The sequence below is a fragment of the Microbulbifer maximicatervae (SeqCode) genome, from assembly GCF_052467695.1.
This window is the reverse complement of record NZ_CP174320.1, coordinates 1,086,470-1,112,245: the sequence shown is the minus strand read 5'-3', so window position 1 is coordinate 1,112,245 and position 25,776 is coordinate 1,086,470. Positions and strand designations below refer to the sequence as shown.

General features: G+C 49.9%; 24 protein-coding genes. 8 read left to right on the top strand and 16 right to left on the bottom strand.

The genetic code is table 11. The annotated features are described in order from the left end of the window. Nucleotides 1-54: 54 nt before the first annotated feature. The 13 genes from ACJJI8_RS04725 to ACJJI8_RS04665 all read right to left on the bottom strand — a co-directional run bounded on the left by ACJJI8_RS04725 (nucleotide 55) and on the right by ACJJI8_RS04665 (nucleotide 15,778). Nucleotides 55-1,047, bottom strand: a complete 993-nt coding sequence (locus tag ACJJI8_RS04725; RefSeq protein WP_444934419.1) for an AgmX/PglI C-terminal domain-containing protein — start codon at nucleotides 1,045-1,047, stop codon at nucleotides 55-57. A gap of 1 nt (nucleotide 1,048) precedes the next feature. Next, complete coding sequence (locus tag ACJJI8_RS04720) at nucleotides 1,049-1,570, bottom strand: ExbD/TolR family protein (RefSeq protein WP_413663686.1); 522 nt, start codon at nucleotides 1,568-1,570, stop codon at nucleotides 1,049-1,051. Nucleotides 1,571-1,582: 12 nt separating this feature from the next. Then, nucleotides 1,583-2,095, bottom strand: a complete 513-nt coding sequence (locus tag ACJJI8_RS04715; protein WP_444915256.1) for a biopolymer transporter ExbD — start codon at nucleotides 2,093-2,095, stop codon at nucleotides 1,583-1,585. Between the two features lie 11 nt (nucleotides 2,096-2,106). Further along, complete coding sequence (locus ACJJI8_RS04710) at nucleotides 2,107-2,772, bottom strand: MotA/TolQ/ExbB proton channel family protein (RefSeq protein ID WP_108734861.1); 666 nt, start codon at nucleotides 2,770-2,772, stop codon at nucleotides 2,107-2,109. A gap of 192 nt (nucleotides 2,773-2,964) precedes the next feature. Beyond that, complete coding sequence (locus ACJJI8_RS04705; protein ID WP_413663684.1) at nucleotides 2,965-3,234, bottom strand: hypothetical protein; 270 nt, start codon at nucleotides 3,232-3,234, stop codon at nucleotides 2,965-2,967. 2 nt (nucleotides 3,235-3,236) lie between these two features. Next, nucleotides 3,237-3,884 (bottom strand): tetratricopeptide repeat protein, encoded by a 648-nt coding sequence (locus ACJJI8_RS04700; RefSeq protein WP_444934418.1) that lies wholly within the window; start codon nucleotides 3,882-3,884, stop codon nucleotides 3,237-3,239. Continuing rightward, nucleotides 3,871-6,735, bottom strand: coding sequence for a tetratricopeptide repeat protein (locus tag ACJJI8_RS04695; RefSeq protein WP_444934417.1), 2,865 nt, complete (start codon nucleotides 6,733-6,735; stop codon nucleotides 3,871-3,873). The genes ACJJI8_RS04700 and ACJJI8_RS04695 overlap by 14 nt, the downstream gene beginning before the upstream one ends. Continuing rightward, nucleotides 6,728-8,698, bottom strand: coding sequence for an ATP-binding protein (locus tag ACJJI8_RS04690; protein WP_444934416.1), 1,971 nt, complete (start codon nucleotides 8,696-8,698; stop codon nucleotides 6,728-6,730). The genes ACJJI8_RS04695 and ACJJI8_RS04690 overlap by 8 nt, the downstream gene beginning before the upstream one ends. 6 nt (nucleotides 8,699-8,704) lie before the next feature. Further along, entirely contained in the window at nucleotides 8,705-9,229 is a 525-nt protein-coding gene (locus tag ACJJI8_RS04685) for an AraC family transcriptional regulator (protein ID WP_413663680.1), read from the bottom strand. A 116-nt stretch (nucleotides 9,230-9,345) separates the two neighbouring features. Continuing rightward, nucleotides 9,346-10,344: an FAD:protein FMN transferase gene (locus ACJJI8_RS04680; protein ID WP_444911732.1), complete on the bottom strand. Its 999-nt coding sequence runs from the start codon at nucleotides 10,342-10,344 to the stop codon at nucleotides 9,346-9,348. Between the two features lie 12 nt (nucleotides 10,345-10,356). Beyond that, entirely contained in the window at nucleotides 10,357-11,928 is a 1,572-nt protein-coding gene (locus ACJJI8_RS04675; RefSeq protein ID WP_413663678.1) for a hypothetical protein, read from the bottom strand. Nucleotides 11,929-12,028: 100 nt separating this feature from the next. After that, nucleotides 12,029-14,548 (bottom strand): LamG domain-containing protein, encoded by a 2,520-nt coding sequence (locus ACJJI8_RS04670; RefSeq protein ID WP_444934415.1) that lies wholly within the window; start codon nucleotides 14,546-14,548, stop codon nucleotides 12,029-12,031. A 3-nt stretch (nucleotides 14,549-14,551) separates the two neighbouring features. Continuing rightward, entirely contained in the window at nucleotides 14,552-15,778 is a 1,227-nt protein-coding gene (locus ACJJI8_RS04665) for a hypothetical protein (protein ID WP_444934414.1), read from the bottom strand. Nucleotides 15,779-16,003: 225 nt separating this feature from the next. Here ACJJI8_RS04665 and ACJJI8_RS04660 point away from each other — a divergent pair, with 225 nt between their 5' ends. Genes ACJJI8_RS04660 through ACJJI8_RS04635 form a run of 6 tightly spaced genes read left to right on the top strand, consistent with a single transcriptional unit; the run spans nucleotide 16,004 to nucleotide 22,002 of the window. Further along, nucleotides 16,004-18,619 (top strand): HzsA-related protein, encoded by a 2,616-nt coding sequence (locus tag ACJJI8_RS04660; protein ID WP_444934413.1) that lies wholly within the window; start codon nucleotides 16,004-16,006, stop codon nucleotides 18,617-18,619. Between the two features lie 3 nt (nucleotides 18,620-18,622). Then, a complete protein-coding gene (locus ACJJI8_RS04655) occupies nucleotides 18,623-19,504 on the top strand; it encodes an outer membrane beta-barrel protein (RefSeq protein WP_444934412.1) in 882 nt (293 codons plus the stop codon). Further along, on the top strand, nucleotides 19,474-20,127 hold the full coding sequence (locus tag ACJJI8_RS04650) for an outer membrane beta-barrel domain-containing protein (protein WP_413663673.1): 654 nt from the start codon (nucleotides 19,474-19,476) through the stop codon (nucleotides 20,125-20,127). The genes ACJJI8_RS04655 and ACJJI8_RS04650 overlap by 31 nt, the downstream gene beginning before the upstream one ends. 31 nt (nucleotides 20,128-20,158) lie before the next feature. Then, nucleotides 20,159-20,635, top strand: a complete 477-nt coding sequence (locus tag ACJJI8_RS04645) for a TlpA disulfide reductase family protein (protein WP_413663672.1) — start codon at nucleotides 20,159-20,161, stop codon at nucleotides 20,633-20,635. A 4-nt stretch (nucleotides 20,636-20,639) separates the two neighbouring features. Continuing rightward, a complete protein-coding gene (locus tag ACJJI8_RS04640) occupies nucleotides 20,640-20,855 on the top strand; it encodes a DUF4266 domain-containing protein (RefSeq protein ID WP_413663671.1) in 216 nt (71 codons plus the stop codon). Next, nucleotides 20,791-22,002, top strand: coding sequence for a DUF3570 domain-containing protein (locus tag ACJJI8_RS04635; protein ID WP_413663670.1), 1,212 nt, complete (start codon nucleotides 20,791-20,793; stop codon nucleotides 22,000-22,002). Before ACJJI8_RS04640 ends, ACJJI8_RS04635 begins: the two co-directional genes overlap by 65 nt. 83 nt (nucleotides 22,003-22,085) lie before the next feature. Here the strand turns inward: ACJJI8_RS04635 and ACJJI8_RS04630 are convergent, their stop codons facing one another. Further along, nucleotides 22,086-22,388 (bottom strand): antibiotic biosynthesis monooxygenase family protein, encoded by a 303-nt coding sequence (locus ACJJI8_RS04630; RefSeq protein WP_444906970.1) that lies wholly within the window; start codon nucleotides 22,386-22,388, stop codon nucleotides 22,086-22,088. Beyond that, a complete protein-coding gene (locus ACJJI8_RS04625; protein ID WP_444906971.1) occupies nucleotides 22,388-22,726 on the bottom strand; it encodes an NIPSNAP family protein in 339 nt (112 codons plus the stop codon). The genes ACJJI8_RS04630 and ACJJI8_RS04625 overlap by 1 nt, the downstream gene beginning before the upstream one ends. Nucleotides 22,727-22,815: 89 nt before the next feature. Between ACJJI8_RS04625 and ACJJI8_RS04620 the strand changes: the two genes are divergently transcribed. After that, nucleotides 22,816-23,508 (top strand): ArsR/SmtB family transcription factor, encoded by a 693-nt coding sequence (locus ACJJI8_RS04620; RefSeq protein WP_444906972.1) that lies wholly within the window; start codon nucleotides 22,816-22,818, stop codon nucleotides 23,506-23,508. 8 nt (nucleotides 23,509-23,516) lie between these two features. Here the strand turns inward: ACJJI8_RS04620 and ACJJI8_RS04615 are convergent, their stop codons facing one another. Beyond that, the gene (locus tag ACJJI8_RS04615) at nucleotides 23,517-24,107 is read right to left on the bottom strand and encodes a DUF998 domain-containing protein (protein WP_444926171.1); all 591 of its coding nucleotides are present in this window, start codon (nucleotides 24,105-24,107) and stop codon (nucleotides 23,517-23,519) included. 258 nt (nucleotides 24,108-24,365) lie between these two features. On the opposite strand from ACJJI8_RS04615, the gene ACJJI8_RS04610 reads away from it, so the two are divergent. Then, a complete protein-coding gene (locus tag ACJJI8_RS04610) occupies nucleotides 24,366-25,754 on the top strand; it encodes a pyridoxal phosphate-dependent decarboxylase family protein (protein ID WP_444926170.1) in 1,389 nt (462 codons plus the stop codon). Nucleotides 25,755-25,776: the final 22 nt, after the last annotated feature.

The window sequence follows — 25,776 nt, the reverse complement described above, 5'->3', positions numbered from 1 at the left end:
AATGGCGGCACGTCCCTGTGTCGCCACGCTACAGACAAGATAGCTACTCGGAACTTAAGAAGGCAGGAAGTCGATTGAGTAGTTCTTGGTAGTACTCTCAACGTTGGCAGAACCAAAATTGATCATGCGGATTCTCGCCAGCAACTTGCGTTCAAGTGCCGGGTTATTGAGCTCGCTCTCTACCAATTTGATCGACGCGATAGCACCATTCGGTGCGATCACCAACTGTACGGTGAGCCTTCCCTGCAGAGTTGGGTCCCTGCGCAACGCACGGTTATAGATTCCAATAATAGCCTCTTTATTGGCTTCCATAACACTGCGAATGGAATCGTCGGTACGTATGGATTTTTGCCCTCTGGCCTTGGCCACCGCTTCATTGGCTGAACCCTTTGCCTGGGTACTTTGCACTCGGGTGTTCTCACGCCCGGCCAGTGAGACACCACCGGTATCGCGACTCACTCTGCCGGCGGCAACGCCGCCGCTGGAGGCTTTTGACTTATCCGCGATCATACTGCGTTCTATTTTAGTGGCAGTAGCATTCCCCGAGCTGAGCTGGCCCCGGCTAATATCCGATGTATTAAAACTCTCGCGCATATCCAACAGATCATCGGCGAGTGCATTCAGGCCGCTATTGGCCGCTTTCTCCCGGGCCTGCTGTACCTTGGCAACCGGGGGATTTTCAACCTTGCGCGGCTTCTCCACAGGCTTGGGCTTGTCGGGTGTTTCCGCTTTCTTTTTGGGTTTCTCTTCGGGCTTTTTCTTTTCCTCGGGCTTCTTTTGCTCTTTGGGTTTCGGCTTTGGCTTGGGTTTTGGCAATTCCTTTTTTTCCAGAATCACTTTGGCCAGCTGTGGTGGCACCCTTTCGGCCTGTTCCCGGGTGAGTTCGGGTACTGGCGCCAGTGCAACGGCAATGCCACTGATGGCCAGGGCTATCAGGCCACCGCGCAGCAATTTGATAAAGCGCTGATCCTCCTCTCTTGAGGCGGACCAGGGAAGCACTGTTTCCTGTAGTTGCCAGGGGGCGTAACTAATGGTTGCTGTACTCATATCAGGATTCCACCCCCGAGGGATCTTCCGGCGCTGTTTGTTCTACGGCGAAAGACATATCGCGGAAGTCTGCGGCTGCGCAGGTGTGCATGATCTGCTTCAGCAACTCATAGGGAACTTGTTCATCACCTAAAATAGTCACTGCTCGGCCCAGAGTTTTCTGGGCTTCGCTCAGCTCTCCCGCTCGTTCAGCACGGTATTTAAGCTCTGTTACCAGGGCTTCAATATTCTCTGCGCTGGGATCGATGTCATCGATGCTGGCGATAAATCGGTCCCCGACAAACAGCTGTTTATTGTTGACCCGCACTACAGTAGTCACCTCGGGTTTCTGTTGTGAGGTGGACTTGGGCAGTTTTATGGTTTTATCAGTCTGCAGAACCTGAACATCACTGGTTGAGTTCACCAGAAGGAAAAATACCAGGATGGTGAAGATATCCATCAGTGATACCAGGTTCAGTTTTGACTGCTGCTTTTTTTGCCTTTGCCTGCGCTCTTGCAGTTTTGCGGCTGCATTTATCTTCATAGTTTGGCCCCGCTATTTTGTCTGCTCCGGTGCATCGCCGAGAGATATCTGGGGGAACAGTTCTGCATCAACAACAGATGCGGCCACTACAGCCCGGTAGCTGCGTGCAGTATCCATGGCGGTGACCAGAGTTTTGTAAGGCGTTCCCTTTTCTGACAGGATCACCAGATCATCTTTGTCGATAGATTTTTCTCGCAACTGCCGTTTTATCTGCTGTAAAACGATAGATATCGTGGCGAAATCCGGTGAGTTTTCTTCGTGTGGGATGCGTTTAACCCGCTGCCCAGCGGGATAATTGATATCGACATACTGCGTGCGCAAAACGAGTTCGAGCTGGCGGTTTTCCTCCACACTGCTGGAACTTCCATCGCTGATACCCGGCAGGTTCAGCTTGAGCACGGAGATATGGGAAAACACCATATTTAGCAGTAGCACAGGAACCAAAATGGTCATCAAACTCATAAACGAGGTGATATCGAGTTCCGCTTCCTCATATCCACGCCGGCGAATATTTATGTTCAGCATGGCGGTATCCCTTAGCTGTTAGCGGTGCGTTGTTCCGCTTTCTGTGGGCGTCCCATGGTCAGCAGATTAAGGAATTTAACCCCGGCCATTTGCAAACTATCGACAATCTCATTGGTTTTATTTTGTAGCATTGAGTTAAACAACAGCAGGGGAATGGCAGAAATCAAACCGAATGCTGTAGTGTTCATCGCTACGGAAATACTGGTGGAGAGCATGGTCGCTTTTTCAGATGGGTCGGCACTGGCTACTGCAGTAAATGCAGCAATCAGACCCATAATAGTGCCGAGTAGGCCCAGCAGAGTGGCAATATTAGCGAGAGTGGCCAAGTAACTGGTGCGTTTTTCCAGACGGGGAACAGCTTCGAGAATCCCTTCCTCAATAGCCAGGGCAATATTTTCCTCGCGCTTGGCAAATTGCAAAGTGTTGATGCCCGCTGCGGCGATACGGCCCATTGCTGCATCGTTGTCTCGGGCCAGCTGCAAGACACTTTGATAGCTGCGTTTTTGCAACATGGGCAATACTTGTTGATACGCCTTTTTATTGGCATTCCGCGCGCGTGATAAAAATATCCAGCGCTCTACTACCATTGCCAGTCCGATAACCAGGACCACTGCAATTGGGTACATGAAGGGTCCGCCATTTTGGAAAAAACGCAGCATCGCTTGAGTGAATTCCATGATTTAATTCTCCACAGATAAAGTTATAAATTTGTAGTGCAAAGGGAGAGCGATTGAGTTCCCACCCTTGGTGTATAAAGAGGGCCGCGGGACGTTGAAGCCTGCTGCGGCGGTCCATGTCTTCGCTGTATAAATTCAGCAGTGCCGCTTCCATACGCTGCAAAAAATTATTTTTAATTTTGCTGGGCCAGCCTAATCGGTTTTTTCCTGTTCAGCTTGTAACAGCTTTATTTCCCGCCGAAATTCAGAATATTCCTGATGTTCAAATACAGAGGAGAAAGTTTGCGGCAGAACGCTGTCGAGCCTTTGTAAACTGTCGGCTTGCTTCCAGGGAATGATATATAAAACCTTAGGTTGTTCCTGACTGCCAATTACGGTGGACTCCAGCGTTGTTATTTCCTCTGCTGTTGCGCCGTATGCAAAGATAGACAGGCTCAGTATGAGGCTAGAAAATAATTTCATTGTTAAAGTCTCCGCTCCAGCTCGAGTATCCATGCACTGAGCAATTTATCCTGTTCAGTACCGGAATCTTGCGCTGCCATATAATGCTGAAGGGCACGCTCGGGTTGTTGCAGGTAAAGGTCGTAGAGGATTCCCAGGTTGCGGTGTGCATCGGCATAGTGTGGCCAACGCTCTATGGCGGCGTTGTAGTATTGCTCTGCATCTTCGAACCGCCCCCGGTCACGCATCAGCGCGGCAAGACGATTCCAGGCAAATACATTGTTATCGTTTACAGCAATAGCCTGGCGAAAGCTGCGCTCGGATTCCTCGTATTTCTCGCCGGACTGTTGCACGATTGCCAGGTTAAGCCAGGCTCCAGAGAGCTCCGGCCACTTTTCAGTAATTTGGAGCAGTTGCGATTCAGACGCAGGTAAATCATTTGCCTGAAAATTCTGGCGAGCCAGTTCCATTGCCGCACGGGCCTGTTGCGGTACTCTTTTACCATCCCGCAAGTAGGGGTTTTCTGTCAGTTGTTGCGCGGTGTCACTATCTGCGGGCGATATTGTCTTTTGCAGACCGCTACATGCGGAGAGTAAAAAAACCAATAGCGCAGTAGTGAATAACCGTGCGATTGAAGTTAATTTCTGGGTGCTCGATTCAGTGCAGTGCATCACTCCACTCCAGGGTTTTTTCTTCTTTTTTGTAGCGTGCGGGTAACAGCTCTCCCAGTGAATGGAAGCTGCGTTTAACCCAGTCGTCGTAAATACCCTCAACTGTGCGCTGGATATTGGCCTCGTGAAGTTCTATGGACTTCTCCTCGAAGGGATAGGCCTGTTCCTCCAGCAGAATTTCGTATTGTTCCAATTCCAGCTCGTTCAGGCTTTTAGGGCGCTGTGAGTCCATCAGGTCACGGCTGAGCTGTCGGTAAACTTCCGCGAGGCGATAGTTTGCTTGAGGGGTGAATTCTGCGATGCCAAACTCCAGGACTTTGCGGTAATCCGCCACGGTGGTTTGCATGGCCCGCTTTTTATTAGCGAGACTGGTCTTTAACGGCAAGCGCAGTGCCAGTTCAGCAAATTTCGCATAACTTTGTTCCGCCAGTTCACTTTGAGAATAAGCGGCCAGGTAACGCCCGCGGGGTGACTGCAGCGAGTTCTGTGCAAGTTGTTGTAGCCAGTAATTCCGCTTAGTGGGCTTTTTGGTCTGAGCGTAGATTTCGACCAGCTGAAATTGCGCTTCCAGACGTTGCTCGGCGGGTTCTGGCCACAATTTGCTGTAGTTGCGATAGCTTTCAATAGCCCTGTTGTATTCACCGGCTTTTTGCAGGTTTTCTGCTGCCATAAACAGGGATTGACGGCGAACTTCCCGATCCGGATCTGTAGCGGCTAATTGCAGTAATTCTGTGGCGGCAGCCGCCGGCATTTCCAGAGCTTCAAAGATAACGATGGCTTTGGCAGCCAGTGTCGGCGTCAAGGTGTGCGCGGGATAAAACTGGCGGAAATCAGCGAGTTCTGTGCTGGCGCGCTGCCACTGCCCTAATTGAATAAGAAAATTAATCGCATCATATTGGGCGGTGGCCGCAACCTCTGTGCGCCCGCTATCGCGGATACGCAGCAGGTGATTGAGGGCTTCCTCACTGGGAGCGGCATCCTCACTCTCGCGCTGGGCCAAAATGATTTCTGCCTGGCGATAGATGGATAACTGCAATTGGCGCAATGCGTCTTTGCGCAGCTTATCGTCTGGCTGGTAGCCGAGCGCGCGGGTATAGGCAGCCTCTGCCTGGGGATATTGCTTCAGGGAAAAATGGCTGTGGGCCAGTATTATTGCAATACTTATTTGCTGTTGCCTATTGGCTGGCGGTTGCCATTGATCGGCGTGCTCGGCAGCGGCGATGGCTTCGGCAAAGCGCGATTGTTGTAACAACTTATCGGCAGCGGCCAGCTGTACTGGCAGAGCTCTCGGGTCTTGGGGCCAGCTCTGTGCAAATTTCAGGCTCGCTTCGATATTGCGATCGAGCCACAGGATTTTCTGTTCCGACTCTTGATCCGGAGTTTGTTCATGCACTCTGGCTGCACTGAGGATGGCTCCGTAGCCGGCTTCGGCAGCATACTTGGGATCTTGGTATTCCCAGGCGACCTGGCTGTAAGCGCGCCAGGCGGCGGGGTGATCTGCAGCCTGCTCAAGACACTCCGCCATCAGGAAAACCATGGATGGCGTGCGTGGATCTTGTGGAAAAGTCTGCGCGTATTCCTGATATAACGCGGCGGCGCTGCGATAGGCACCCAGTGATTGTGCGCTGACAAGGCGACGTTCTTTCACCTTATTCGCGGGTAGTTTTGTGACCTGCTGAGCCAATTCCTGAGCGCGGGCGTGGTCAAACTGGGCCAATTCATACAGCCATGGTTGCAGGGTTTTGGCCAACTCCTGTTGTTGAGTTTCACCTGCTGCTTGCCAGTAATCACTGTTCACACCATAGCGACGCACAAAGTCCCGCTTCGTGGGCAGAACTTCCTTATGTAGTCTCCCCGCTTGCAAGGTTTCAACGGCGAGAAGATGAAGCTGTGGGGCTTGCTGGGTTTGTGGGTAGTGATTGACGAATTGTAAAAAGGTATCGGCACTATTGCGGAACAACTCTTTTTCCCGATACCAGGTACCGAGTGCACTGTATAGCTGGTGCTGATAGGGACGTGGCTCTCCATTGAGGTTAAAAGGCTCAATGGCTTCAGCACCTCCCAGGTAGCTGAAGTTTAATGCGAGCCCGCGCAGGCTGTCTTCACGCAGGCGTTGCCGCCCAACAGGGAGTTCCTCCCCCTGTTCCTCACTGTGCAAAATATCCAGCGACTGGAGAAAAATTTCTGTGGATGCGCGGTAATTGCTCGATTTAAATTCTGACCAAGCCAGCATATAGCGAGCATTATCCGTAAATGGACTCGGCCCCTGCTTGAGCAATGCACGGAAATCTCGGGCGGCACTGGGGTAGTCTTTGCGGTTGAATGCCGCCTCGCCACGGCGGAATAAGACTTCGCCGATAAACGGTGAGTCCGGTGCGCTACCGGCAATCTTTTCCAATGCCTGTAAGGCCGCAGGCATTTCCCCGTCCAGTGCTCGGGCGCGGGCTAAGCGATAGAGAATGTAATCATCTTTTGGGCGCTGTGCAGAGAGGCTTTGGTAATAATCGACCGCGCTGGAGTAGTCGACAATAGTATCCGGATTGTCGGACTGTTTTTGCTCCAGTCGTTCCATTTCCAAGTCAGCCAGGCGCAGATGGATTTGTTGCCGAACCTTGGGATCGGTGTGGCTCTCCAGTGCCATGCGGTAACTTTGCACCAGGTTTTCCAACGCGATAACGGTTTGCACGGGCGGACTTTGCGGTGCCTCTTCCTGGGGGCTGGGTGGGTTGGCGCGGGGCAGGTCAGCCAGGGTTTGTACCGGTTGATTGCCACAGGCTGTCAGGGCACAGCAAATACCAATAGCCAGGGAGCGCAGGGCAAACACAGCTGCCGGGTGAGGGGCGTTATTCATTGTCTGAGGCCCCGGTATTATCCGTGTCACTGTTAGCCTGAGAGGTTGCGGGGATCGCCTGCATTTCAGCGTCTTGCAGACGTGCGATAGCCAGGCGTGTGTGGGCCATATAATTGTGAATTTGCTGCTGCTCCCTACCCAGCTGGGCGATAACCTCTCGGCGTAGGTCGGCTTCAATCAATTCGCTGGCTCGACCAATCGCCGCTTGCTGAGCTGGAATTTCGTCACCGGCGGTGACCACCCGATAGGCTAGTTGGCGAAGTTGTGGCCCCCGCTGTGCTTCGGTATCTGTTTTCTTGCGTTGTTCCCGCCCCCTGCGTAACTGCTCTTCGAGCAGTTGTAGGGATTTTTGCTGCTGCCACAACTTCTCGTGATACTGTTCACTGGCTTGCCAGAGCAAAATCCCCCGGGCTTTCGCCAGGGTTTCTGCTTGTTGTTGGCTGGCCTTGCCGCTGTGCTGGATTTTTTTAAGACGTTCTTGAGCGCCGGTGAGAATTTCCAGTAATTCGAGGGTTTCACTTTGTTCATTTGGAGTGGCGGTGGTCGCCAATAAAGTGAGTGCGTCGCGCTCCTGTTCAATATGCTCGAGAGCTGCCCTCAAATGATCATATTGCTGTGTTGCCATCTGCAACTGCTGGTCAAACTGGGCGCTATTGTAGTTATCAATAATCGTTGTACGGCGCAGGTGACGCTCTTCGATAAGGTCAGCAAATTGGGGTAGTTTATCTTGCCAGGTCTGTAGGACCTGGGTGAGCTGCTGCAGATCGCGCAGTTCGGTGAGCCGCAATTGGAAGTGGTCACTTTGTAGGATTGGCCGCAGAAAGTGTTGGTTATCGCGCAATAGGGGAGAGGCCTGGGCTAGTTGTAACCAGCCATAGCGCCAAGCCTCGCGCTGAACAGGATCATAGGCCAGCGGTTCCGTCGCCAGGTCTTGTTGTAACTGGTGTAACTCAGTAAGCGTTTCCAGGTAATAAGCTTCAGCGCTTTGATATGCTCTGAGGGCTACAGAGCGATTTTCCAGTTTTTCGTAACCATAAGGCAGGGCTACCATCGCTTCCCGTGCGGCGGGACTGTAGCGGTGTTTATCCAGTAAAAATTGCAGTGCGTCTATGCCCGCTTGGTAGTCCTCACCATTGATAGAGGACCAAGCCATTCCCAGGAGTGCGCGAGTTGCCCAGGGCGTGTTGAGGCGAACCCTGGAAAAGGCTTCTTTAGCTGCGCTGTGTTGCTCTGCAAGAGCCAGGGCGTACCCCATACCAATATGGGCTTTATCAATGAGTATGGGAATTTCAGATGAAGGAATATCAATTGTTTCTGCAAAATCAACAGCGACTTGATATTCGTGAATTGCTGCAGGCAATTGGCCGGACCTGGCAAAGGCAGCGCCTAAGTTGATATGTCCCAATAACTTTTCCGCAGGGTATAAATCGCTGGTTTCCAGTAATTTTTGAGCCGTGGTGAGGTCTTTATTGCGCAGCGCTAAGTTGAGAGGTAGAGAGGACTCCTCGGCAACCCCTGACTTTTCCAAGTGTGCTGCTGCGCTGACAAAATCACCGTTCAGGTAATTTAATTCGGCCAGCTTTAACCAGGCAGTGCGGCGATATTTTGGCGCAGCCTCGACATTACTCTGCTGTTCAAAAAGTTCAGCTGCTCGTCTATGTAAACCAAACCCTAGGCTGATCCCGCCCTCTATCAATGCGGCGTTATCCCTGTGAATTTGAATTGAATCCCGCTGTTGAGCAACCAGCAGTGTGCTCAGGGCATCAAAGTAATTCCCTTGAAAATACTCGTAAAGCGTAGCGCCATAAGCCAGGTCTTGAGCCCTTTGGTATTTTTGTGGGGCTCGCTGCTCATTGCTGGGACCGTTTGTTTCGGCCACAGTATCAGCTTCCTGAGCGCAAAGGTTACTTGCGGCAAGGATGAGCGCCAGGGATAGGGTGCGGGTAAAAGATGGGTAGTACATGGCTAATCAGGGCGTTGGCCACTGCACCAACTCAAACTCCGGCTGTTGTTTTCCGGAGTTGTCTGAGATAACCAGTTCAATAACGGCGGGCTCATCACTTTTATTCAATTCCAACTTGGCTGCCCGCTTGTATTCGCGCCCTTCGGGCCCAAGGCCAGTTATAAAAGCAGAAATAGTGTAATCACCGGATTTTAGGTTGCCTTTGTAAAGCGGTTGAATACCACCGCGAATCAACGCTTCCCGCTGATGCTCCGTATACAGATGACTTGCACTTAACTTGTTATCGATGTGTAGCTTTACTGCATCCAAAGTAAAATAGTGGCCTACATCCATAGACACATAAAAGGCGATTTGGCTCTGTGCGGGATAGAGCAAATCTTCTTCAAGAATCAATAAATCCCTGTTTAATTTAAGTACATCGCGCTTTAATTCTTCCAATTTCTCCGCAGAGAAATCGCTTTCCTGAGCCTGCACAAACGCAGAGCCTAAAAGGCCGATAAATAAAATAAAGCACTGAAAGGGGCGTCTCATGGCAGACCTTTTGATAGGAATTGGCATTATTCTTTGGTCGGCGCAAATTATGTCAGGGGATCAACGATCTGATGTGATCTTGTTGGCAAATTTTCTATGAAGATAAAACGGATTACTCAAAGATTCTCCAAACCGCGACTGAAAAACAACTTCCGGTTACTATCTATAACTACTGCTTCAAATTGGGGCAATCGATTAATAAGTGCCAAGCCTTTCTCTTTTCCCAGAACAAACACACTGGTAGAAAGGGGGTCGGTATCAAAGCCGCGGGGGCCAATAATGCTGACACTAATCAACTTATCAGTGTCTTTTGCAGAAGTTTCCGAGGGTTTTCCTGTGGATGGATTAAAAATATGGTGCACTCTATCCTGCTGCTCATCAATAAAATAACGCTCGTAATCACCTGAGGTAGAGATAGCAATATCACGCAGGGGGATAACCGCAGCATTCTTACTTTTTTCACGGGGGTGGCGAATACCCACTAACCAGGGTTGCCCCTGTTTATCTCCCAGCATGCGTGAATCGCCACCGGCACTGACACTGGCGCAGCAAATGTCTGCCTGCTTGAGGATCTCAATTGCCCGATCAACCGCATAGCCTTTGGCAATTCCCCCTAAATCTATTTTTGTGTTTTCGTGGCCAAAACGGAGTGTATTGGCCTTTTTATTCAGTTTTAAGTGACGGTAATTCAACGCTTCTAACAACGAGTCCGTTAGCTGGGCGTCTGCCTGTTTCTGCTGGCGAAAATCATAGTGCTTGCCCAGGGTGGCGTAGCTGATATCGAATGCACCATCGGTGAGCTGACTAAACCAAAGGGATTTATCAATCAGGTTGGTGAGCTCTTTAGAAATATTGACGTTTCCCCGGCCAGCTGTGCGGTTAACGAGTGATAGTTCACTGTTTTCCTTATAGGGCGAGAGCTGATCGTCAAGTCGATGAAACTCTGCCATGACCTCTTCAATAAGGTGCTCGGCTTCAATGCCGTCCTCGTGCCAAAGTTGTAGGCGAACCTGAGTTCCCATAATTGCACGTTCAGCGTAGTGCCATTCGGCCATCGAAGGAATTGCGCAAAGTGTGGCACTACACAGTAATAGCAATTTAAAAAAGCGGAACATCACTTATCCAAGTTAAATAATGGGGGCGAAGGCAGTCATACTGTCTTGTAAGTTACTATCGCCGAGACCGTGATTCGGAAATAAGGTTGAGAAATTACCTTGCTCCCCGTGCAGGGCCATATAGTTGAGTACTACAGTTTCCACCAATAAATTGACGTTGTTAGCGGCGGGGGTGGATGTTGTTTCTACATCACCGGAGCTGCGCATATAGCCGAGTTGCTGGTGGATCGCCTGTTCGTCCGCCGTGCCACCGAGTAATTGTGGTCGGCCCGCCGGGTTGTATACCAGGAAAAATGAGGCGGCTGTCTGTTGATCATCGCCAGTCCAGACGCCTTTGCCACGGCCTTCTACCGAGTCGTCCAGCATTCCGTTGGAGAAAACGGAGCCATCACTAAAAACGTAAATCATCAGGGGCTGGTTGCGGCGGGCGGCATACTCCAGGCAAGCGCCAATACAGCGCCCAGCGCGCAAATCGCGAATCTCTCCTGTGGCGCGGTCGCCGGTATGGTAGTCATAGCCACCCATGGTAATAGTGCCTGCACCGGCATATCCATTGACGACCAGCTTCATCACTGAGGCGGTCTTTTGGAACTCTCTGTCTCCACTCAATTCTGAACTGGTAAAAACACCGGATGGCCCGACGATATCAGGATCGGATTCGGGATTTAAATCGGCAGGGTTGCCAAAGCGATCAGCCAGGTCAGCACTTTTCATATAGCCGCAACGCACCAGGTCTTTAATGACTGCATCGGTGCTGACTTTAGTATTTACGTTGCTGAGTTTCGCTTCGGAGATACGGTACATGGACTCCATCACTGCGACAGTGTCCTCCTGACTGAGCAGCCCCACCAGGTCTCCTACATCTACAAGGCCGGTAACGTCGGAAGAGCGATCCACTTTGGTGGGGCGAACTTCGGGGTTGATCATGGCGGAAGGAGCCATGGAGTTACCACCGGAATCACTGGAGCTGGAGCCGATCAGGGCCAGCAGGGAACCGTTTGCTCCCGCCTGGTTAATACCGTACATGGGATTGTGTGGGTTGTTGCCGGTATCATTTTCCGAGCGAGCGGGAATAACTGCACCGTTGGTCGCCGATGCTGTGCCAGCAGCGATTTTTTCCAAGATGCCTCGCAACATGCCGCTGTCACTATGGAAGGCGAGACCCAGGTCAGTATTGATAAATTCATCACCGAGGGAGGGAACCATATCCCCGGGGAGGCCTTGCTTGTTGTAGCCGGCTGTGCCGAGAAAATCCATTTGTCCGCCCTCTTTGCCTACCAGCACATTGGAGCCTGCAATATTGGCGCCGCCGGCGAGATCGAAACAAATAAAAGGAATTTTACCGGCACCGAATGCACTGACATCGCAGGGACCGCCATTGGTTTTTCGTAGCGCTTCCAGGTCCGAGGAAAGGGCTGCATGGGCACTACGGGGATTGGCAAACAAGCTGAAGACAGAGCCGCCCAGCACTGTTCCCATACCCGCTCGGAAGCCTTGAGCGAGAAAGTCGCGGCGTGTTACCGGGCGGTGGTGGTCCGGGTGCCGTAGGGGCTGGTCCAGATCAAAGTGTTTTTTCTTGCTCATAATATTCCCGGATAGAGTTTTCGGTGTGCCGGCTCTTTATTGTGGAGGGGCTTTACCGGCGAAAGTTTTGCCGACAAAGCCGCTAGTCTTTTTTATGCGATCAGTGAATCAGGATCATGGCACTGCCCATGGCGGCAGCACATACGGCTTTCACCGTAGTTTCTGTGCGACCTGAATCGCAGCTGCTGCCACAGGTGGTCATGGTGTCGATAAGCGTATCCAGTTCTGTCTCTACAGAGGCCAGGTCCGGGGCGCTGGCAAGCTGCGAGACGCTGCCGTCGTGCCAGTTCATCTCGTGGCCAAGCAAACCTTCCATGAGCGGATCAATTATCTGCGCGCGTTTGCTGGCGCTGTCGAAGGCGGTGTCTGCGGAAGCGCTGAAGTCAAATCCACTGAAGTAGCTGCTGCGCTCACTAGAGTCCACCAGGGTGCTGCAATACTTCACTGCCAGCTGGGTAATACCCATTTGCTGTGCAGCGAGGAATCCTTCAATGTCACTTTCAACCGGAAGCTGGCGTTTCACAGTTTCCCAGGTTTCATAAATATCCGGGTGGGACATGGAGACTCCGGTCGCCTGGGACAGGCTTGCATGGATTTGTTCAAATCGGCGCAGACCTATGCGCGATTGCGCTTCCAGATCAGCGGCATCCGAAGGTTCTGCTGGAGTAGCCTCAACCCGGTTATAGGTTTCGCTGCCGATTGTTTCGAAGGTCAGGAAAAATTCATCATCGAGGGGGCCCTTATCCAGAGTGATAATGGTCCCGAGCCTGGAAATCTGCTGGCCTTCACCTACTACGTAGCTATTGTCGACTGCAGTGGATAACTTGGACCAGGCCTGGCCCACCTCCGCTTCGCGGCCATTAATACCGATACGCATTCCCTCAATGGCGATTCCAGATGGATCGACACTGTCGTCGAGGCTGACAAAGGTGGGTTCACTAAACAGATAGGCATAATTATCAAATTGCTGCACAGTAAACATGACATAGCTTTCGGCAATGCCTGTGTGCTCTTCAACTTTGAATAACAGCAGATATTTTTCACCGACGCCGACTTCGTAGTTGGTAGCAATATCCTCTTCCGATAGGGCGCGGGAGTGAATTGCCAAAAGGCGAATGGAGCCTTCCCAACTGTTGCCGTTACTGACTTCGCTGCCTACTGCGAGAGCAAAGGTATCGTCCCAGGTAGAGAGTAAACCGGATTCACTTGGGTCCGGCTCCCCGGTATTTGCACCATTAACGTAAAGCTTGCGTCCGTTAATTGGATCGTAAGTGGCCACCACATGCTGGAGACTGGCTTGTACAACCTGGTCGGCATCATCGGTTGCCAGGGTAGGCATACCGTCCGCATCGGTGTTGTCATTGCGGTTTTGCACGGTGTAACTGTATTGATCTTGGCCGAGAGTGAAGTTGCGAATATCATCGCCACCGGAATAGGTGACGATACGCGCGGGCCCATCCTGTGAGACGTTGGCGGGTGCCGCCCAGATTTCAATTGAGTATTCACCGGTGGCTGTGAGTGTATCGTAAAGTTTGCTGCTGGTTGCAGTAGCCCCCTGTGCTTTACCCCCCTTCAATTGCAGTCCCCAGGAGTCGATCCACTCCACATCGCCAGATAGGGCGAGATCAATTGCGGGGTTAACTCCGGAGGTATCGTAGGCAGTGGTGCCGCTGCCGGTTTTAAATTCATAGAGAGCAATTGCATTGCTCTCTATACGGCCGCCACTACTCGCAACAATACCGTCTGTGAGGCGCAGTGCCTTACTGATAACCCAGTCGGGGTCTACCTCGGTGACACTGATAGTGTCGGCGAAGGCTTGGATCGCATCGGTCATTTCCGCTTCGTTATCTGAGCAGTCATCCCAGCAGTTGTGAAATTCACTGCCCAGGCGCACAGAGAAACGGGAGTCGGCCGGAGAATCCAGGTTAATTTTGCTGACCGCAGATGCGTAGGCGAGATCGACATCAGAGCTGGCAAAGTAGGGAGTTTGTGCCGTTGTCGCATCTTCACTGTGACAGTTGGCACAGTAGCTGCGCAACAGAGGGTAAACTGTAGTGCTAAAGCTGCCGCTGGATTCGGGGAAACTTTTACTGGCACCCACCTCACGCTCGACAGGTGCGACAAGGGTGATTGTATTGCTTAGGCCGCCGCTAGCCCGAGCCCACTCCTCGATGTAATTGGTAATAATTTCCGCACAGGCATCATCGCTGGAAAGCCAACAATTGTGCCCACCACCAACCTTGGTTACCAAACGGGATTCATCGGGAACTGATAAGTTAATTAACTCACGCCCGGCATCGTAGGCAGCATTGATATCATCGCCGCGGACAAAATGTGGGCTCTGGTTATTTTCAATATGACAGCTGCCACATCGATTTGTCGCCGCCAGGTTATCCCAGATGTACTGTTTATATTGATTGACATCATCGGTTTCAGGATCCGGTCCGGAATAAGCAGCGGTGCCATCGTTGTCACTGGTATCTGGTTGACTTTCGGTGCCCTCTCCACTGCCACCACTACAGGCACTGATTGCCAGGGCAGCACAAAACAGTGAAGCGATACGAAGCGTGCGAGCTGTCAGTGTATTTTCTATCACTGGGAGACTTTTATAGGTTTTCATTTTTTAATCTCCCGCGCAGTAAACCGCAGTATCTGCGTATACCTGCTTAAGTTTGTAGCCGGTATTGCTGAAGTCATCGGTAATAGTTTCGATACGGTTGCGGTCGGTAGAATCTTCCGGCTCGCGCAGACAAACTTGGCGAAACACCTTAGTTACTTGGCATTTGGCGAAAGCTCGGCTGTTAGACAACTCCTCTCCCAGGGATTTGATGCCGTTGCCGTTGCCGGACAAGGTGTCGCTCCAGCCCAGATGCATATTTATGCCCTCGCGCCAGTAGTTAACCCAGCTGTCGTCGGGAATAATAAAACCGTGGGGAAAATTGCCGCTGTTGATCAGGTTTTTGGCCTTAACACGGCTGCCGGTTTCTGGATCTATATCACCGGCTGCGTTGTAATCCAGGGATCCCTCTTCTCCATCGGGATCATTGTCTGCATCGTATACATAGTCGTAGTAAGCGAATGCCTGTGCCATGGGGTCCATGCCACTGTGGCAACCGATACAGTTATTTTGGAATACCCGACTGTCGCCACCTGGGCTGCGGCTTACATCCTGGCGAATACGATCCGGTGAGCGGGAAGTATCCTGCACCTGCTCCATGTCGTTACACAGGTGATTGAGCATGGTAAAGCGAAACATGGCGCGATTGGTTCCCGCACTAAAAAAAGCCTTGGCGGCGGCGCGGCTGGTAAGAACGCCGGCGGTGGCATCTGCGGGGAGACCATTGAGAGAGGATTGGGCTTCCTGCACCAGATTGTCCTGCAGGGAATAACCCCCGGCTTCCAGTGTCTCGTAGTGGTCGTTATTTCCCGTGTTGTAGGAGGGCAGGCCAGAAATATCACCGGTGTAGAGAATATTCGCCGAGAGCAGTTGGCGGAAGTCCATATCGTCCCGAACCATGCCGATTACCGTCGCAGTGTAGTCATTTAATGGTTCAAATACGTCCTGCTCCTCATTGGTCCAGGGAGTGGCCAGATTTTTTAGAGTGACATTATAGAAGGCGTCATTCTCCATTGCCGTATACGCCGCAGCGGTGGGATCACCGTTTTCTATATCCTCTGCCATATCCAGCAATACGCTCTCGCTGGGAATGGTTCCGGTGATGCGGCTGTGAATTTGGAGAGCCTGGTCCTGCGATGCTGATAGGGCAGAATTACTCCACAAACCTACTCCGAGCAGTGCGGTTACCGTGGTGAGCCGGAGTACACGCGCTCGAGACGAATTATTTTTCATTGGACTATTTTTGTCGGTGAGATCACTGGGATGTGGCAAAGCAGTCTAAAAGCAGATTTCAACAATGTCAGAATGACTTTCAATATTTGCGTCCCAGTTGGCAAACTTTTTGTGCGCAACTTGCGAGAATTAGCCTCAGCGGTCAAAGCCGTATAAAAAAGTTCTTAGGCTAAGAGCACAAAAAAGGCGTGTGCTGCTCGTGCCAAACCCGGGTGGATAACAAAAATGAAATGTTTGCGTGCGCTACCGCTTTTGCTATTGGTGGCGGCCTGTAGTGGCGGTGGCAGTTCCAGTGGTGGTGAAGACCAAGCCGAAGATCCCGTGGTGGAGGACTATCCTGTTGCTTTTGTACTTCGTCAATTAAGTAGTGACGATGATGGCAGTCTCCTTCAGGATAATATTTATGAGCCCGCTGAATTTTTTGCCGGAGCCCAACTGATTTTAAAAGATCGTGCAACCGCCAGTGCTGCAGAAACTGTCATTACTGCAAATATATTTGACGGTGATTACGATGTAAAAGACCTGAATACTTCAGCAGATGGCAGCCAGCTTATATTTGCGCTGCGGGCACCGGAAATAGAAGACGCTGATGACGATGAGCAGCCTACCTGGAATATTTGGGTATACAACACCGAAACAGAAGAACTCAATCGGGTAATTGAGTCAGATTTAACTGCTGAGGAAGGCCAGGATATCGCTCCCGCTTTTTTACCCGATGGACGTATTATTTTTTCTTCTACCCGCCAGCGACGCTCCAGAGCTCTTTTACTGGATGACGGTAAACCGCAATTTTCAGCTCTGACTGAAAATCGAGAAGAGCCGGCATTTGTACTCCATGTAATGGAAGCGGACGGAACCGATATCACGCAGATATCGTTTAATCAGAGTCATGATTTAAATCCAGTTGTACTGAGCGATGGACGGATTCTGTTTAATCGCTGGGACAATGCAGCAGGTATCGATAAATTAAGCTTATATACAGTAAAGCCAGATGGTTCTGACCTGGCGGTTTATTACGGTTATCACAGTCAAAATACGGGTACAGAAGAGACTGAGGCCGCCTTCAATAGACCGCACGAAATGCCCGATGGCCGTCTTTTGGTAACGTTGCGTGCTCCATCTGGGCTCACTTATGGCGGCGATCTCGTTACTATCGACGGAATTGTTTATAGCGAAGCCTACAGTGAGCCGGAGCAAAGTGGTGAAATGGTCGGGCAGGCTTCTATCACTGTCGGAGAAGTCACTACCGACGATACTATTTCTCCCCACGGTACTTTTGCTTCCGCATGGCCATTCTACGATGGGACAAGTCGTTTGTTGGTAACCTGGAGTGAATGCCGGGTTATCAATGAAGAAACCGAGCTGCTGGAGACCTGCCCGGATACTCTTGCCGAAGACGAAGAAGTTCAATTGGCAGACCCACTCTACGGTCTGTGGATTTACGATTATATCGCCGGCACCCAGCTTCCTATTGTGGTTGTGGAAGAGGGAGAAATGATATCCGAAGGGGTTACTCTGGAGCCGCGCACTGAACCTACCTATATTCCAGACCCCGTCCCGGGAGTCGATGTCGATGCGGATCTGGTGGAGGAATCTGTCGGAATCCTGGATATTCGCAGTGTTTATGATTTTGATGGTGAAGATATTGCCGGAATCGAAACCTTGGCGGATCCCGCCCAAACCACAGCAGATTTGCGGCCTGCACGATTCCTGAAAATTTCCAAGGCCGTGGGCATTCCCGACGATGATGTTCTGGACTTTGATGGGGCAGCATTTGGCCGCAATGGTAATCAGGGCATGCGTGAAATATTGGGTTATACCCCAATCCAGCCCGACGGCTCCGTAAGGGTAAAAGTTCCCGCAGATATGCCCCTGGCAATTTCCGTTGTCGATGCGGATGGAAAACGCATTTTCGATAGTCATAACAACTGGTTACAGCTACAAGCGGGTGAAGTGCGCAGTTGTAACGGTTGTCATACTAGCGATAGCGAAGCTCCTCATGGCCGCACGGATATGCAGCTGGAATCAGCTTGGGTTGGAGCGCCGACCTCGGCAGCACCATTTGCCAATACTGAGCCCGCGCTACTAGCGGAAATGGGCGAGACTATGGCTCAATTATTGGCCCGGTATATTGGTGAGGCTGAACTTGAAGGAGATCTGCACTTTACCGATTTATGGACTGATCCTGCGGTACGGACTAAGGATGATGAGTTATTGCTTTCATATGGTGATTTGAGTACGGATGCACCGGTGGAATCCGCCTGTTTAACAGAGTGGGAAAGTAATTGTCGAATCGTCATTCACTATGAACAACATATTCAGCCGCTCTGGGATTTCCCCCGTGAAGTATTGGATAGTACAGGAGCAGTAATAGCTGATTATACCTGTACAGGCTGTCACTCTCCTGTTGATGCTGCTGGAGCAACTCAAATACCCGATGGGCAATTAGATCTCACAACCTCGGCTTCCTCTGTTAATGATGCTTGGTTTGTTTCCTATTCCGAGCTGGTGGCCGATCGTCCTGAATTGGAGTTATCCAGTGGAGTGCTAACACCGCGGCTTGTACAGGAATTTGATGATGATGGAAATCCTGTTTACGAGGTTGATGAGGATGGTGAATTAGTTCTCGACAGTAACGGTGATCCGATTCCGGTAATGGTTACCGTCAATATTTCCTCTCCCTTGACGAGCTCTGCTCTTGAGAGCTCGTTTTTTTCTCTCTTTGAAAGTGGTGGCGCACATCAAGGGTACTTAGAAGATGCCGAGTTGCGCTTGATTGCCGAGTGGTTTGATATTGGCGCTCAATACTATAACGATCCTTTTGCGGCGCCGGCAGATTAAAGCATGTTGAAGTTACACCAAAATTCTATTGGCAGTTTCGCGGTATTTGTATTGCTGCTACTTTTTTCTGGGCAGGCTTCTTCTGGACAAACTTTGATGGAATCTGATTCTTCAGATGATACCCCACAAGAAGAATTGGTTGAGACTGAGACTGAGACTGAGACTGAGACTGAGACTGAGACTGAGACTGAGAAAAAATATAAAGGCCTTGAGGATGCAGAGCCGGTTACAGTCGGTAATGCATTTATTAATATTTACCGAGGCCCGGGGCGCGGTTACCCGATATTCTATGTCGCTGAGTATGGTGAACAAATTTGGCTGCTTAAACGCCGCACCGACTGGGTAAAAGTGCTTACTTCACGCAATAAAAGTGGCTGGGTAAAAGTTGACGACTTACGTGAAATCTACGGAGAAAATGGAGAAATTGTTCGAGTTCCTCTGCCGGATTTTTCCGATGTTGACGACGGTTACTTTTACCTAGGTATGAATTACGGTGATTTTGCTGGAGCGGACTCTCTGGGAGTTAGCCTGGGCTACCAATTTACTGTCAATCTGGCTACTGAAATACGTGCAACCCAGGCGGTAGGTTCCTATTCAGACAGCCAAGTCTATCAGGTGGCAATGGTCTACCAGCCATTTCCACGTTGGAAAATATCCCCTTATTTTGTTTTGGGAGCCGGGATAAATGTTACCTCTCCAAACGCAACTATCGTTGCCACCGAAGATCGGCAAGATACAACGATGTTGGCGGGCGTAGGGTTGCGTACTTACTTATCGCGCCGTTTTGCCATCAGGGCTGAATACACAAATCACTACTTGCTTACTACGCAGGAAAATAATCAGGAGATAGTCGAGTGGAAACTTGGTTTCGACGTATATCTGTAGGCTCTGCGGCGCTTTCCGCACTGGTGGGGACCCAGGTATGCAGTGCTCAGCAGGATGATGAAGTACTTGCGGATATTGTCGCACCTGAACTGGAGCGGCGAGAGATACGTGACGCCCTGATAGATAGTGAAAATATAGAAATTGGTTTGTTTGCTGGTGTTATCAATGTCGAGGATTTTGGCTCAAACTCCCTGTACGGCACTTCAGCGGCCTACCATATCAGCGAAGATTTCTTTATTGAGGCCACCTATGCCCAGACTGAGTTGGGAGAATCCAGCTTTGAAAGATTGAGCGGTGCAGCACCGCTGTTGACTGATGAGCAGCGTGAACTCAGTTATTACAATACCTCTGTGGGCTGGAATATTTTCCAGGGTGAGTACTTTGTATTTGATGACTGGGCTTTTAATGCCAATTTTTATGTTGCGGGAGGTGTGGGAAATACCTCGTTTGCTGACGAGGAGCACTTCACTTACAACTTTGGTGCAGGAGTGAGAATGCTTGCCAACGATTGGCTCGCAGTGCGCCTGGATGTTCGCGACCATGTTTTTGAGCATGAATTATTTGGCGAGGCCCAAGTCACCAATAATCTGTCTGCCCAATTGGGACTTACCATCTTTTTTTAATTGATCATCAAAAAATAACAAGGACTCTTCCATGAAATACCTGGCTGCTTTCCTGACGCTGCTTTTATCGATGTCACAGGCTTCCGCCGCAGAGCCCTCTAAGGATTTTACCTTGAGTTCCAACCAAGGCGGAAATTTGAGGCTTGCAGAGCAGCGCGGCGATGTCATTATGCTGAATTTCTGGGCTTCCTGGTGTGGCCCTTGTCGTCAGGAAATGCCGCTGTTGGATCAGCTACATGCTCGCTATGAAGCTGCTGGCTTCCAGGTTTGGGGAGTCAATGTGGATGCACAGCGTAAGGATGCGGACTCGCTATTAGCGAAAATTCCAGTGGATTTTCCGATTCTTTTTGATAGCAAAGGGGAAGTGAGCAAAATGTATGGTGTTGCCGCTATGCCCAGCACCGTATTTATTGATCGTGATGGCAACGTTCGCTATATCCATAAAGGTTATCGTGATGGGGATGAAGCTGCCTATAAAAAAATGATTAAGGAATTGATTCGGGAGTAGTGTCATGCGTGCACTATTGCTAGTTTGCACTTTCTTGATGAGTACAGGTTGCACTGTTAACCCGTGGATTGCACCCTACGAACGGCAATTTCTTGCGGATCCTATTATGGGCTTTGAGCAGGATCCGGTAGCTGCTCGCTATATGAATCACGTGTATGAAGCTCGCGAAGCTGCGCGTGGAGCTGAAGGAGGCAGTGGAGGTGGATGTGGTTGTAACTAAGCTTCTATCTCGCTGGGGCGGGTTGGCATTTTTGGCACCGCTCGCTGCCGTGGCCGCAGTGCTTCCCGAAGAGCGGGCAGACAATATGTATCACGCCTATAGCGGTGGTGGAGTGACCATTGATGGGCCTTCAGTATTGATTCGCCAGAATGTTGGCAATAATGTTTCCCTGTCTGCCAATTACTATGTGGACATGATTTCCGGGGCCTCTATTGATGTGGAGGCCACGGCCAGTGAGTATTCGGAGCAACGGGATGAGTACTCTTTGGGCGCTGACTACCTGGTGGATAAAACTACGATCAGCGTGGGGTACACCAACAGTTCTGAGAATGACTACGAGGCACAAACCGTTGCTTTCGGCATCAGTCAGGGTTTCTTTGGCGATTTAAGTACTATCGACCTGCGGGTTAGTTACGGAAGTGATGATGTGTTCCGCAATGGCGACGATAATTTTGCCGAGGAAGCGCAACACCGTCGCTACGCATTTAGTTGGAATCAGATTCTCACGCAAAAGCTGATTGCAGAGGTGAGTGTCGAAACTGTATCGGATGAAGGGTATCTCAACAACCCTTATCGCAGTGTTAGGTATCTCGATGAAGCATCTGGAACAGGATTTAGCTATCAGGCCGAGGTTTACCCCAGAACTCGAAACAGTGATGCGGTTGCCCTAAGGGCCAAATATAGATTGCCCTATCGCGCAGCGATTAAAGGGGAGTATCGACACTATGCGGATAGTTGGGGAATCGTTGCAGACAATGTAGAGTTTCGCTATACCCATCCTTGGAAAGAACAAGACGAGTGGGTTTTTGAAGGAAAGATCCGTTACTATCAGCAGAGTAGTGCAGATTTTTACAGCGACCTTTTTCCCTATCTCAACGCTACCAACTTTCGTGCTCGTGATAAGGAGTTGAGCAATTTCACAACCTTGGCCCTTGGCCTGGGAGTGTCCTATGAGTTGCCACGGCGCTGGTCTCTATTAAATCGCAGGAATACAATTAATCTTTACTGGGATCATATTCTATTTGACTACGATGACTTTCTCGATGTCACAGTACACGGTTCAGCTACATCTATCAGTCCCGGTGACGAACCCGCTTATAGTTTCTCTGCCAATGTAATTCGATTATTTTGGTCGGTACGTTTTTAGGAATGGGGGCCTCTGCGTTCTGTTTTTCAGTAAAAGAACAAGATGCAGAGGCTTTATAGTTTGAGTCAAATTTGACTGTTGATTTATTGCATAGAGTAATCCCGAAGAATTTTTCCAATCCTTATACGATAGGTGTCAAATAGTTGTTTTTTTCCTAGGTGTTGTGCATCACAGTGAGCCTTGTGATTTTTCCAGCTCACTACAGATTCTTCATCCCGCCAAATAGAGAGTGACAAAATTTTTTCTGGCTGATTGAGGCTTTGAAATCTCTCGACAGAGATAAATCCATCGAAGCTGGTTAGGTGTTCTTTTAGGTCGGCTGCAACGGCCAGATATTTGTCTTTTCCTGAAGGCTTTGGTGTAACTTCAAATATGACGGCGATCATCAGTGATTTTCCTGTGGGAACTTCAGGTAGGTTTCTGGCACAGCATTTAAAAAGCTTCGCTTCTCTTCAAGAATAAACTTCTCTCTCGTCGCAAACTGAAAATTTTCACTGCCCTGAGGAGACTGCTTAAGCAGTTTTCGATATTGTTCATAATGAGCCAAGCTATCGAAATTAATAATACCAAAGGCCTGAAAGTTGGTGCCCTCAGAAGGCAGAAAATATCCTAATAGTCGTCCGCCACAATTGGGAATGATCTTGCCCCAGTTCTCAGCATACTGCCGGAAAGCATCAAGCTTAAACGGATCGATCTTGTATTCAATAAAACAGGTAACAGTCATCTAAGTTGCCTCTATTCATAATTTGCTGGCATTCTAGATGGTTTAATTTTCTATACTTCGGTGTTCAGCGAACTGTTGCGAGGATAACCATGGAACCTGACATTTCGGTAATATCCAGTTTGATTGGGGATCGGGCGCGCTCAAAAATATTGATGGCGCTTATGAGTGGAAAAGCACTGACAGCAACAGAGTTAGCCTGTGAGGCTGATGTGACTGCACAGACTGCAAGTAACCATCTTTTCAAGCTGGTAGATAGCAAGCTGCTGATAGTTCGCAAGCAGGGTAGGCACAAGTACTTTCAGCTGGCGAGTCATCAAGTTGCCGAAGCGCTAGAGGCACTGCTCAATCTGAGTAGCACCCTGGTACCTCAAAAAGTTACCACTGGACCCGCAGATCCAGATTTAAGGAAGTCCCGCATCTGCTATGACCATTTAGCAGGAATGGCTGGTGTACTATTGTACGAGGCCCTCTTGGCTAGTGAGTTGCTCTCCGAGCAATCACAGCAAGTTTCCTTGACTAGAGAGGGTGAAATATTTTTTCAGGAGCGAGGGGCAGCCGTAGCTAGTTTTAAGCAGCGTAAGCGCCCTGTTTGCAAGTCATGCTTAGACTGGAGCGAACGAAAAAGCCACCTTGCAGGCAGCTTGGGTCAATGGATACTCGAAGATGCCTTGGCAAAGCAGTGGGCGGTAAGAAGAGCGGACTCCAGGGCGATTACTTTCTCCCAGAAGGGGCTTTTACTGTTCTCGAAGCGTTATCAGATTGATCACTCCAAGTTGCTATAAATTATTTGTCAGCTCGTTATCAGATTAAAGGAAAGCCCCGTTAACCATATCAACTGTGCTCCATAGCTGAGACGTTGGTGCAGACCGGGGTTGGTTTTTTCTTCGTAGGCTTTTTTTAAGGTAACAGTAAAATAGATAGAAGCGAGCAAGCAGGCTGTACTAAATAGCCTGAATTCTATTGAGAAGTAACTACTGAAAGTACTTAGCAATGGCGCAATGAGTAAAGACAACAACATAAGCATCCCCGCCCAGGAGTGTATCTGGCATTCAAGACTAGGGGTTTTTGTATAGGGATCTGCATCCATAGGAAAATAACCCGCAACCCAGGTTCCAATACCGTGGATGATAATTAAAACTCCAATGATGGTAAGTACAACTGGGGCCTGTTCAATTTGAATTATATGCAGGCCAAATAAGAAGAATAATATGCCAAGTGGGTAGTTGTTAATGAGGGGGGAGAGCTTCTGGGTTGGGCTTCCAACGGCTCCTAGTTCGCTACAGAATTGTCTTGAATGGCTATAGCCAGAGTATTTTGCTCCTGCCAATGTAACACCTACAACCATCCATACCAGCGAGATAAACCCCAAGTAAGCAAACACTGTATGAGCCCCGACTGGTTATGTTGGGGCAGAAGATAGCACTAGATAAAAAGTCCTTTCAAGTTAATCCTTGTCTTCAAACGTGCCAGGTTTATTGTTATTTCAACTTTATCTAAAAGCGATTCTTGCCATAAAGATAGGTGTTTTTGTCCTTATTGTTCGTATCGTTTTAATTAATTTTTTATTAGTTTAAGTCTAATAGAGTAATTAATTTTTTATACTAGATCAGGTACTGGAAAAGGAGTTGAGGGGGCGAAGATGGATAATAATGACAGCAAAAATTTTTCTAATGCCATAGAAGTACTATCCCTGGCAGCGCGGTACGCTGAGGAGTATGTTTCCGATATTCGCGATCGCCGCGTAAGTCCGTCCGCCTTTGATATTGATCAAATGCAATTTTTTAACAGCGACTTGGCCCGGGCTGGGGAACCGGCAGAGGCTGTTGTCGAGAGCCTGCATCGTTATGGTTCTCCGGCAACAGTTGCCAGTACCGGTGGGCGATTTTTCGGATTGGTGGTAGGTGGGGCTACGCCAGCTTCTATGGGCGCGGCGGTAATGAACGCCGTTTGGGACCAAGTGGCGGTTCTGGAGGCGTCGGCGCCTTCTGCAATTTATCTGGAGCGTATTGCGGCAAACTGGATATTGGAATTGTTAACCTTGCCGATGGAAAGTAGTGTGGGTTTCACCACAGGGTCATCTATGGCCAATATGGTGTGCTTGGCTGCTGCGCGAAATACGCTTTATCAAAAATTAAATATCGACCTGGCAAAAAGCGGGCTAGCCGGTGCGCCGCCACTGCGTATTGTTGTTTCTGAACAGTCCCATGTCACAGTTCACAAGGCGCTCTCTATTCTTGGATTTGGTATGGATCAGGTGATTAAAGCGCTCTGTGATGAACAGGGGAGGGTGCGAGCAGATACTTTTCCCGAGGTTGATGAAACCACCATTATTTGCCTTCAGGCGGGCAACGTAAACTCCGGCAGTTTTGATCCGTTTGCAGACATAATTCTCGAAGCTAAATCCAAAGGTGCCTGGGTACATGTCGACGGTGCCTTTGGTTTGTGGGCAGCGGCATCTCCAGTGAAATCAGTGTTGACTACTGGAGTAGAACAAGCAGATTCCTGGGCTGTAGATGCTCATAAATGGCTAAATACGCCTTATGACTGCGGTTTGGCAATTTGTCGAAAGCCGGGGGCTGTACACAATGTGATGACAACCCAGGCGCCATACTTGCAAGTGGGATCGCTGGTGCCCCCCAAGGATATGGTGCCAGAATTCTCACGTCGGGCCAGAGGGGTGGAAGTGTGGGCGGCGATTCAGGAGATGGGCCCGAAGGGAGTAGCGGCGATGATTGATCGCTGCTGTATCCATGCCCAGCATCTGTGCGAAGGCTTGGCAGAAATGGGCTATGAGATCCTTAACGATGTAGTGTTAAACCAGGTGGTGGCAACTATTGGCACTGCGGAAGACATTCAAGAGATAGTCAGGACCATACAGGAGGAGGGCGTTTGCTGGTTTGGAACGACTACCTGGAGAGGAAAAGCGGCCCTGCGTATTAGCGTCTGTTCCTGGGCGACTACCGATAATGATATTGCCCTTACCCTGGATGCTATTTGCCGGGCGACGGAGGCTCAGATGTCCAGATAACCCTTTGTGTGACTTGAAGTAC

What these genes read in the sequence shown, in the direction of transcription:
- ACJJI8_RS04725 (WP_444934419.1), bottom strand. Translation starts at nt 1,047, where the DNA reads ATGAGTACAGCAACCATTAGTTACGCCCCCTGGCAACTACAGGAAACA.
- ACJJI8_RS04720 (WP_413663686.1), bottom strand. Translation starts at nt 1,570, where the DNA reads ATGAAGATAAATGCAGCCGCAAAACTGCAAGAGCGCAGGCAAAGGCAA.
- ACJJI8_RS04715 (WP_444915256.1), bottom strand. Translation starts at nt 2,095, where the DNA reads ATGCTGAACATAAATATTCGCCGGCGTGGATATGAGGAAGCGGAACTC.
- ACJJI8_RS04710 (WP_108734861.1), bottom strand. Translation starts at nt 2,772, where the DNA reads ATGGAATTCACTCAAGCGATGCTGCGTTTTTTCCAAAATGGCGGACCC.
- ACJJI8_RS04705 (WP_413663684.1), bottom strand. Translation starts at nt 3,234, where the DNA reads ATGAAATTATTTTCTAGCCTCATACTGAGCCTGTCTATCTTTGCATAC.
- ACJJI8_RS04700 (WP_444934418.1), bottom strand. Translation starts at nt 3,884, where the DNA reads ATGCACTGCACTGAATCGAGCACCCAGAAATTAACTTCAATCGCACGG.
- ACJJI8_RS04695 (WP_444934417.1), bottom strand. Translation starts at nt 6,735, where the DNA reads ATGAATAACGCCCCTCACCCGGCAGCTGTGTTTGCCCTGCGCTCCCTG.
- ACJJI8_RS04690 (WP_444934416.1), bottom strand. Translation starts at nt 8,698, where the DNA reads ATGTACTACCCATCTTTTACCCGCACCCTATCCCTGGCGCTCATCCTT.
- ACJJI8_RS04685 (WP_413663680.1), bottom strand. Translation starts at nt 9,229, where the DNA reads ATGAGACGCCCCTTTCAGTGCTTTATTTTATTTATCGGCCTTTTAGGC.
- ACJJI8_RS04680 (WP_444911732.1), bottom strand. Translation starts at nt 10,344, where the DNA reads ATGTTCCGCTTTTTTAAATTGCTATTACTGTGTAGTGCCACACTTTGC.
- ACJJI8_RS04675 (WP_413663678.1), bottom strand. Translation starts at nt 11,928, where the DNA reads ATGAGCAAGAAAAAACACTTTGATCTGGACCAGCCCCTACGGCACCCG.
- ACJJI8_RS04670 (WP_444934415.1), bottom strand. Translation starts at nt 14,548, where the DNA reads ATGAAAACCTATAAAAGTCTCCCAGTGATAGAAAATACACTGACAGCT.
- ACJJI8_RS04665 (WP_444934414.1), bottom strand. Translation starts at nt 15,778, where the DNA reads ATGAAAAATAATTCGTCTCGAGCGCGTGTACTCCGGCTCACCACGGTA.
- ACJJI8_RS04660 (WP_444934413.1), top strand. Translation starts at nt 16,004, where the DNA reads ATGAAATGTTTGCGTGCGCTACCGCTTTTGCTATTGGTGGCGGCCTGT.
- ACJJI8_RS04655 (WP_444934412.1), top strand. Translation starts at nt 18,623, where the DNA reads ATGTTGAAGTTACACCAAAATTCTATTGGCAGTTTCGCGGTATTTGTA.
- ACJJI8_RS04645 (WP_413663672.1), top strand. Translation starts at nt 20,159, where the DNA reads ATGAAATACCTGGCTGCTTTCCTGACGCTGCTTTTATCGATGTCACAG.
- ACJJI8_RS04640 (WP_413663671.1), top strand. Translation starts at nt 20,640, where the DNA reads ATGCGTGCACTATTGCTAGTTTGCACTTTCTTGATGAGTACAGGTTGC.
- ACJJI8_RS04635 (WP_413663670.1), top strand. Translation starts at nt 20,791, where the DNA reads ATGAAGCTCGCGAAGCTGCGCGTGGAGCTGAAGGAGGCAGTGGAGGTG.
- ACJJI8_RS04630 (WP_444906970.1), bottom strand. Translation starts at nt 22,388, where the DNA reads ATGATCGCCGTCATATTTGAAGTTACACCAAAGCCTTCAGGAAAAGAC.
- ACJJI8_RS04625 (WP_444906971.1), bottom strand. Translation starts at nt 22,726, where the DNA reads ATGACTGTTACCTGTTTTATTGAATACAAGATCGATCCGTTTAAGCTT.
- ACJJI8_RS04620 (WP_444906972.1), top strand. Translation starts at nt 22,816, where the DNA reads ATGGAACCTGACATTTCGGTAATATCCAGTTTGATTGGGGATCGGGCG.
- ACJJI8_RS04610 (WP_444926170.1), top strand. Translation starts at nt 24,366, where the DNA reads ATGGATAATAATGACAGCAAAAATTTTTCTAATGCCATAGAAGTACTA.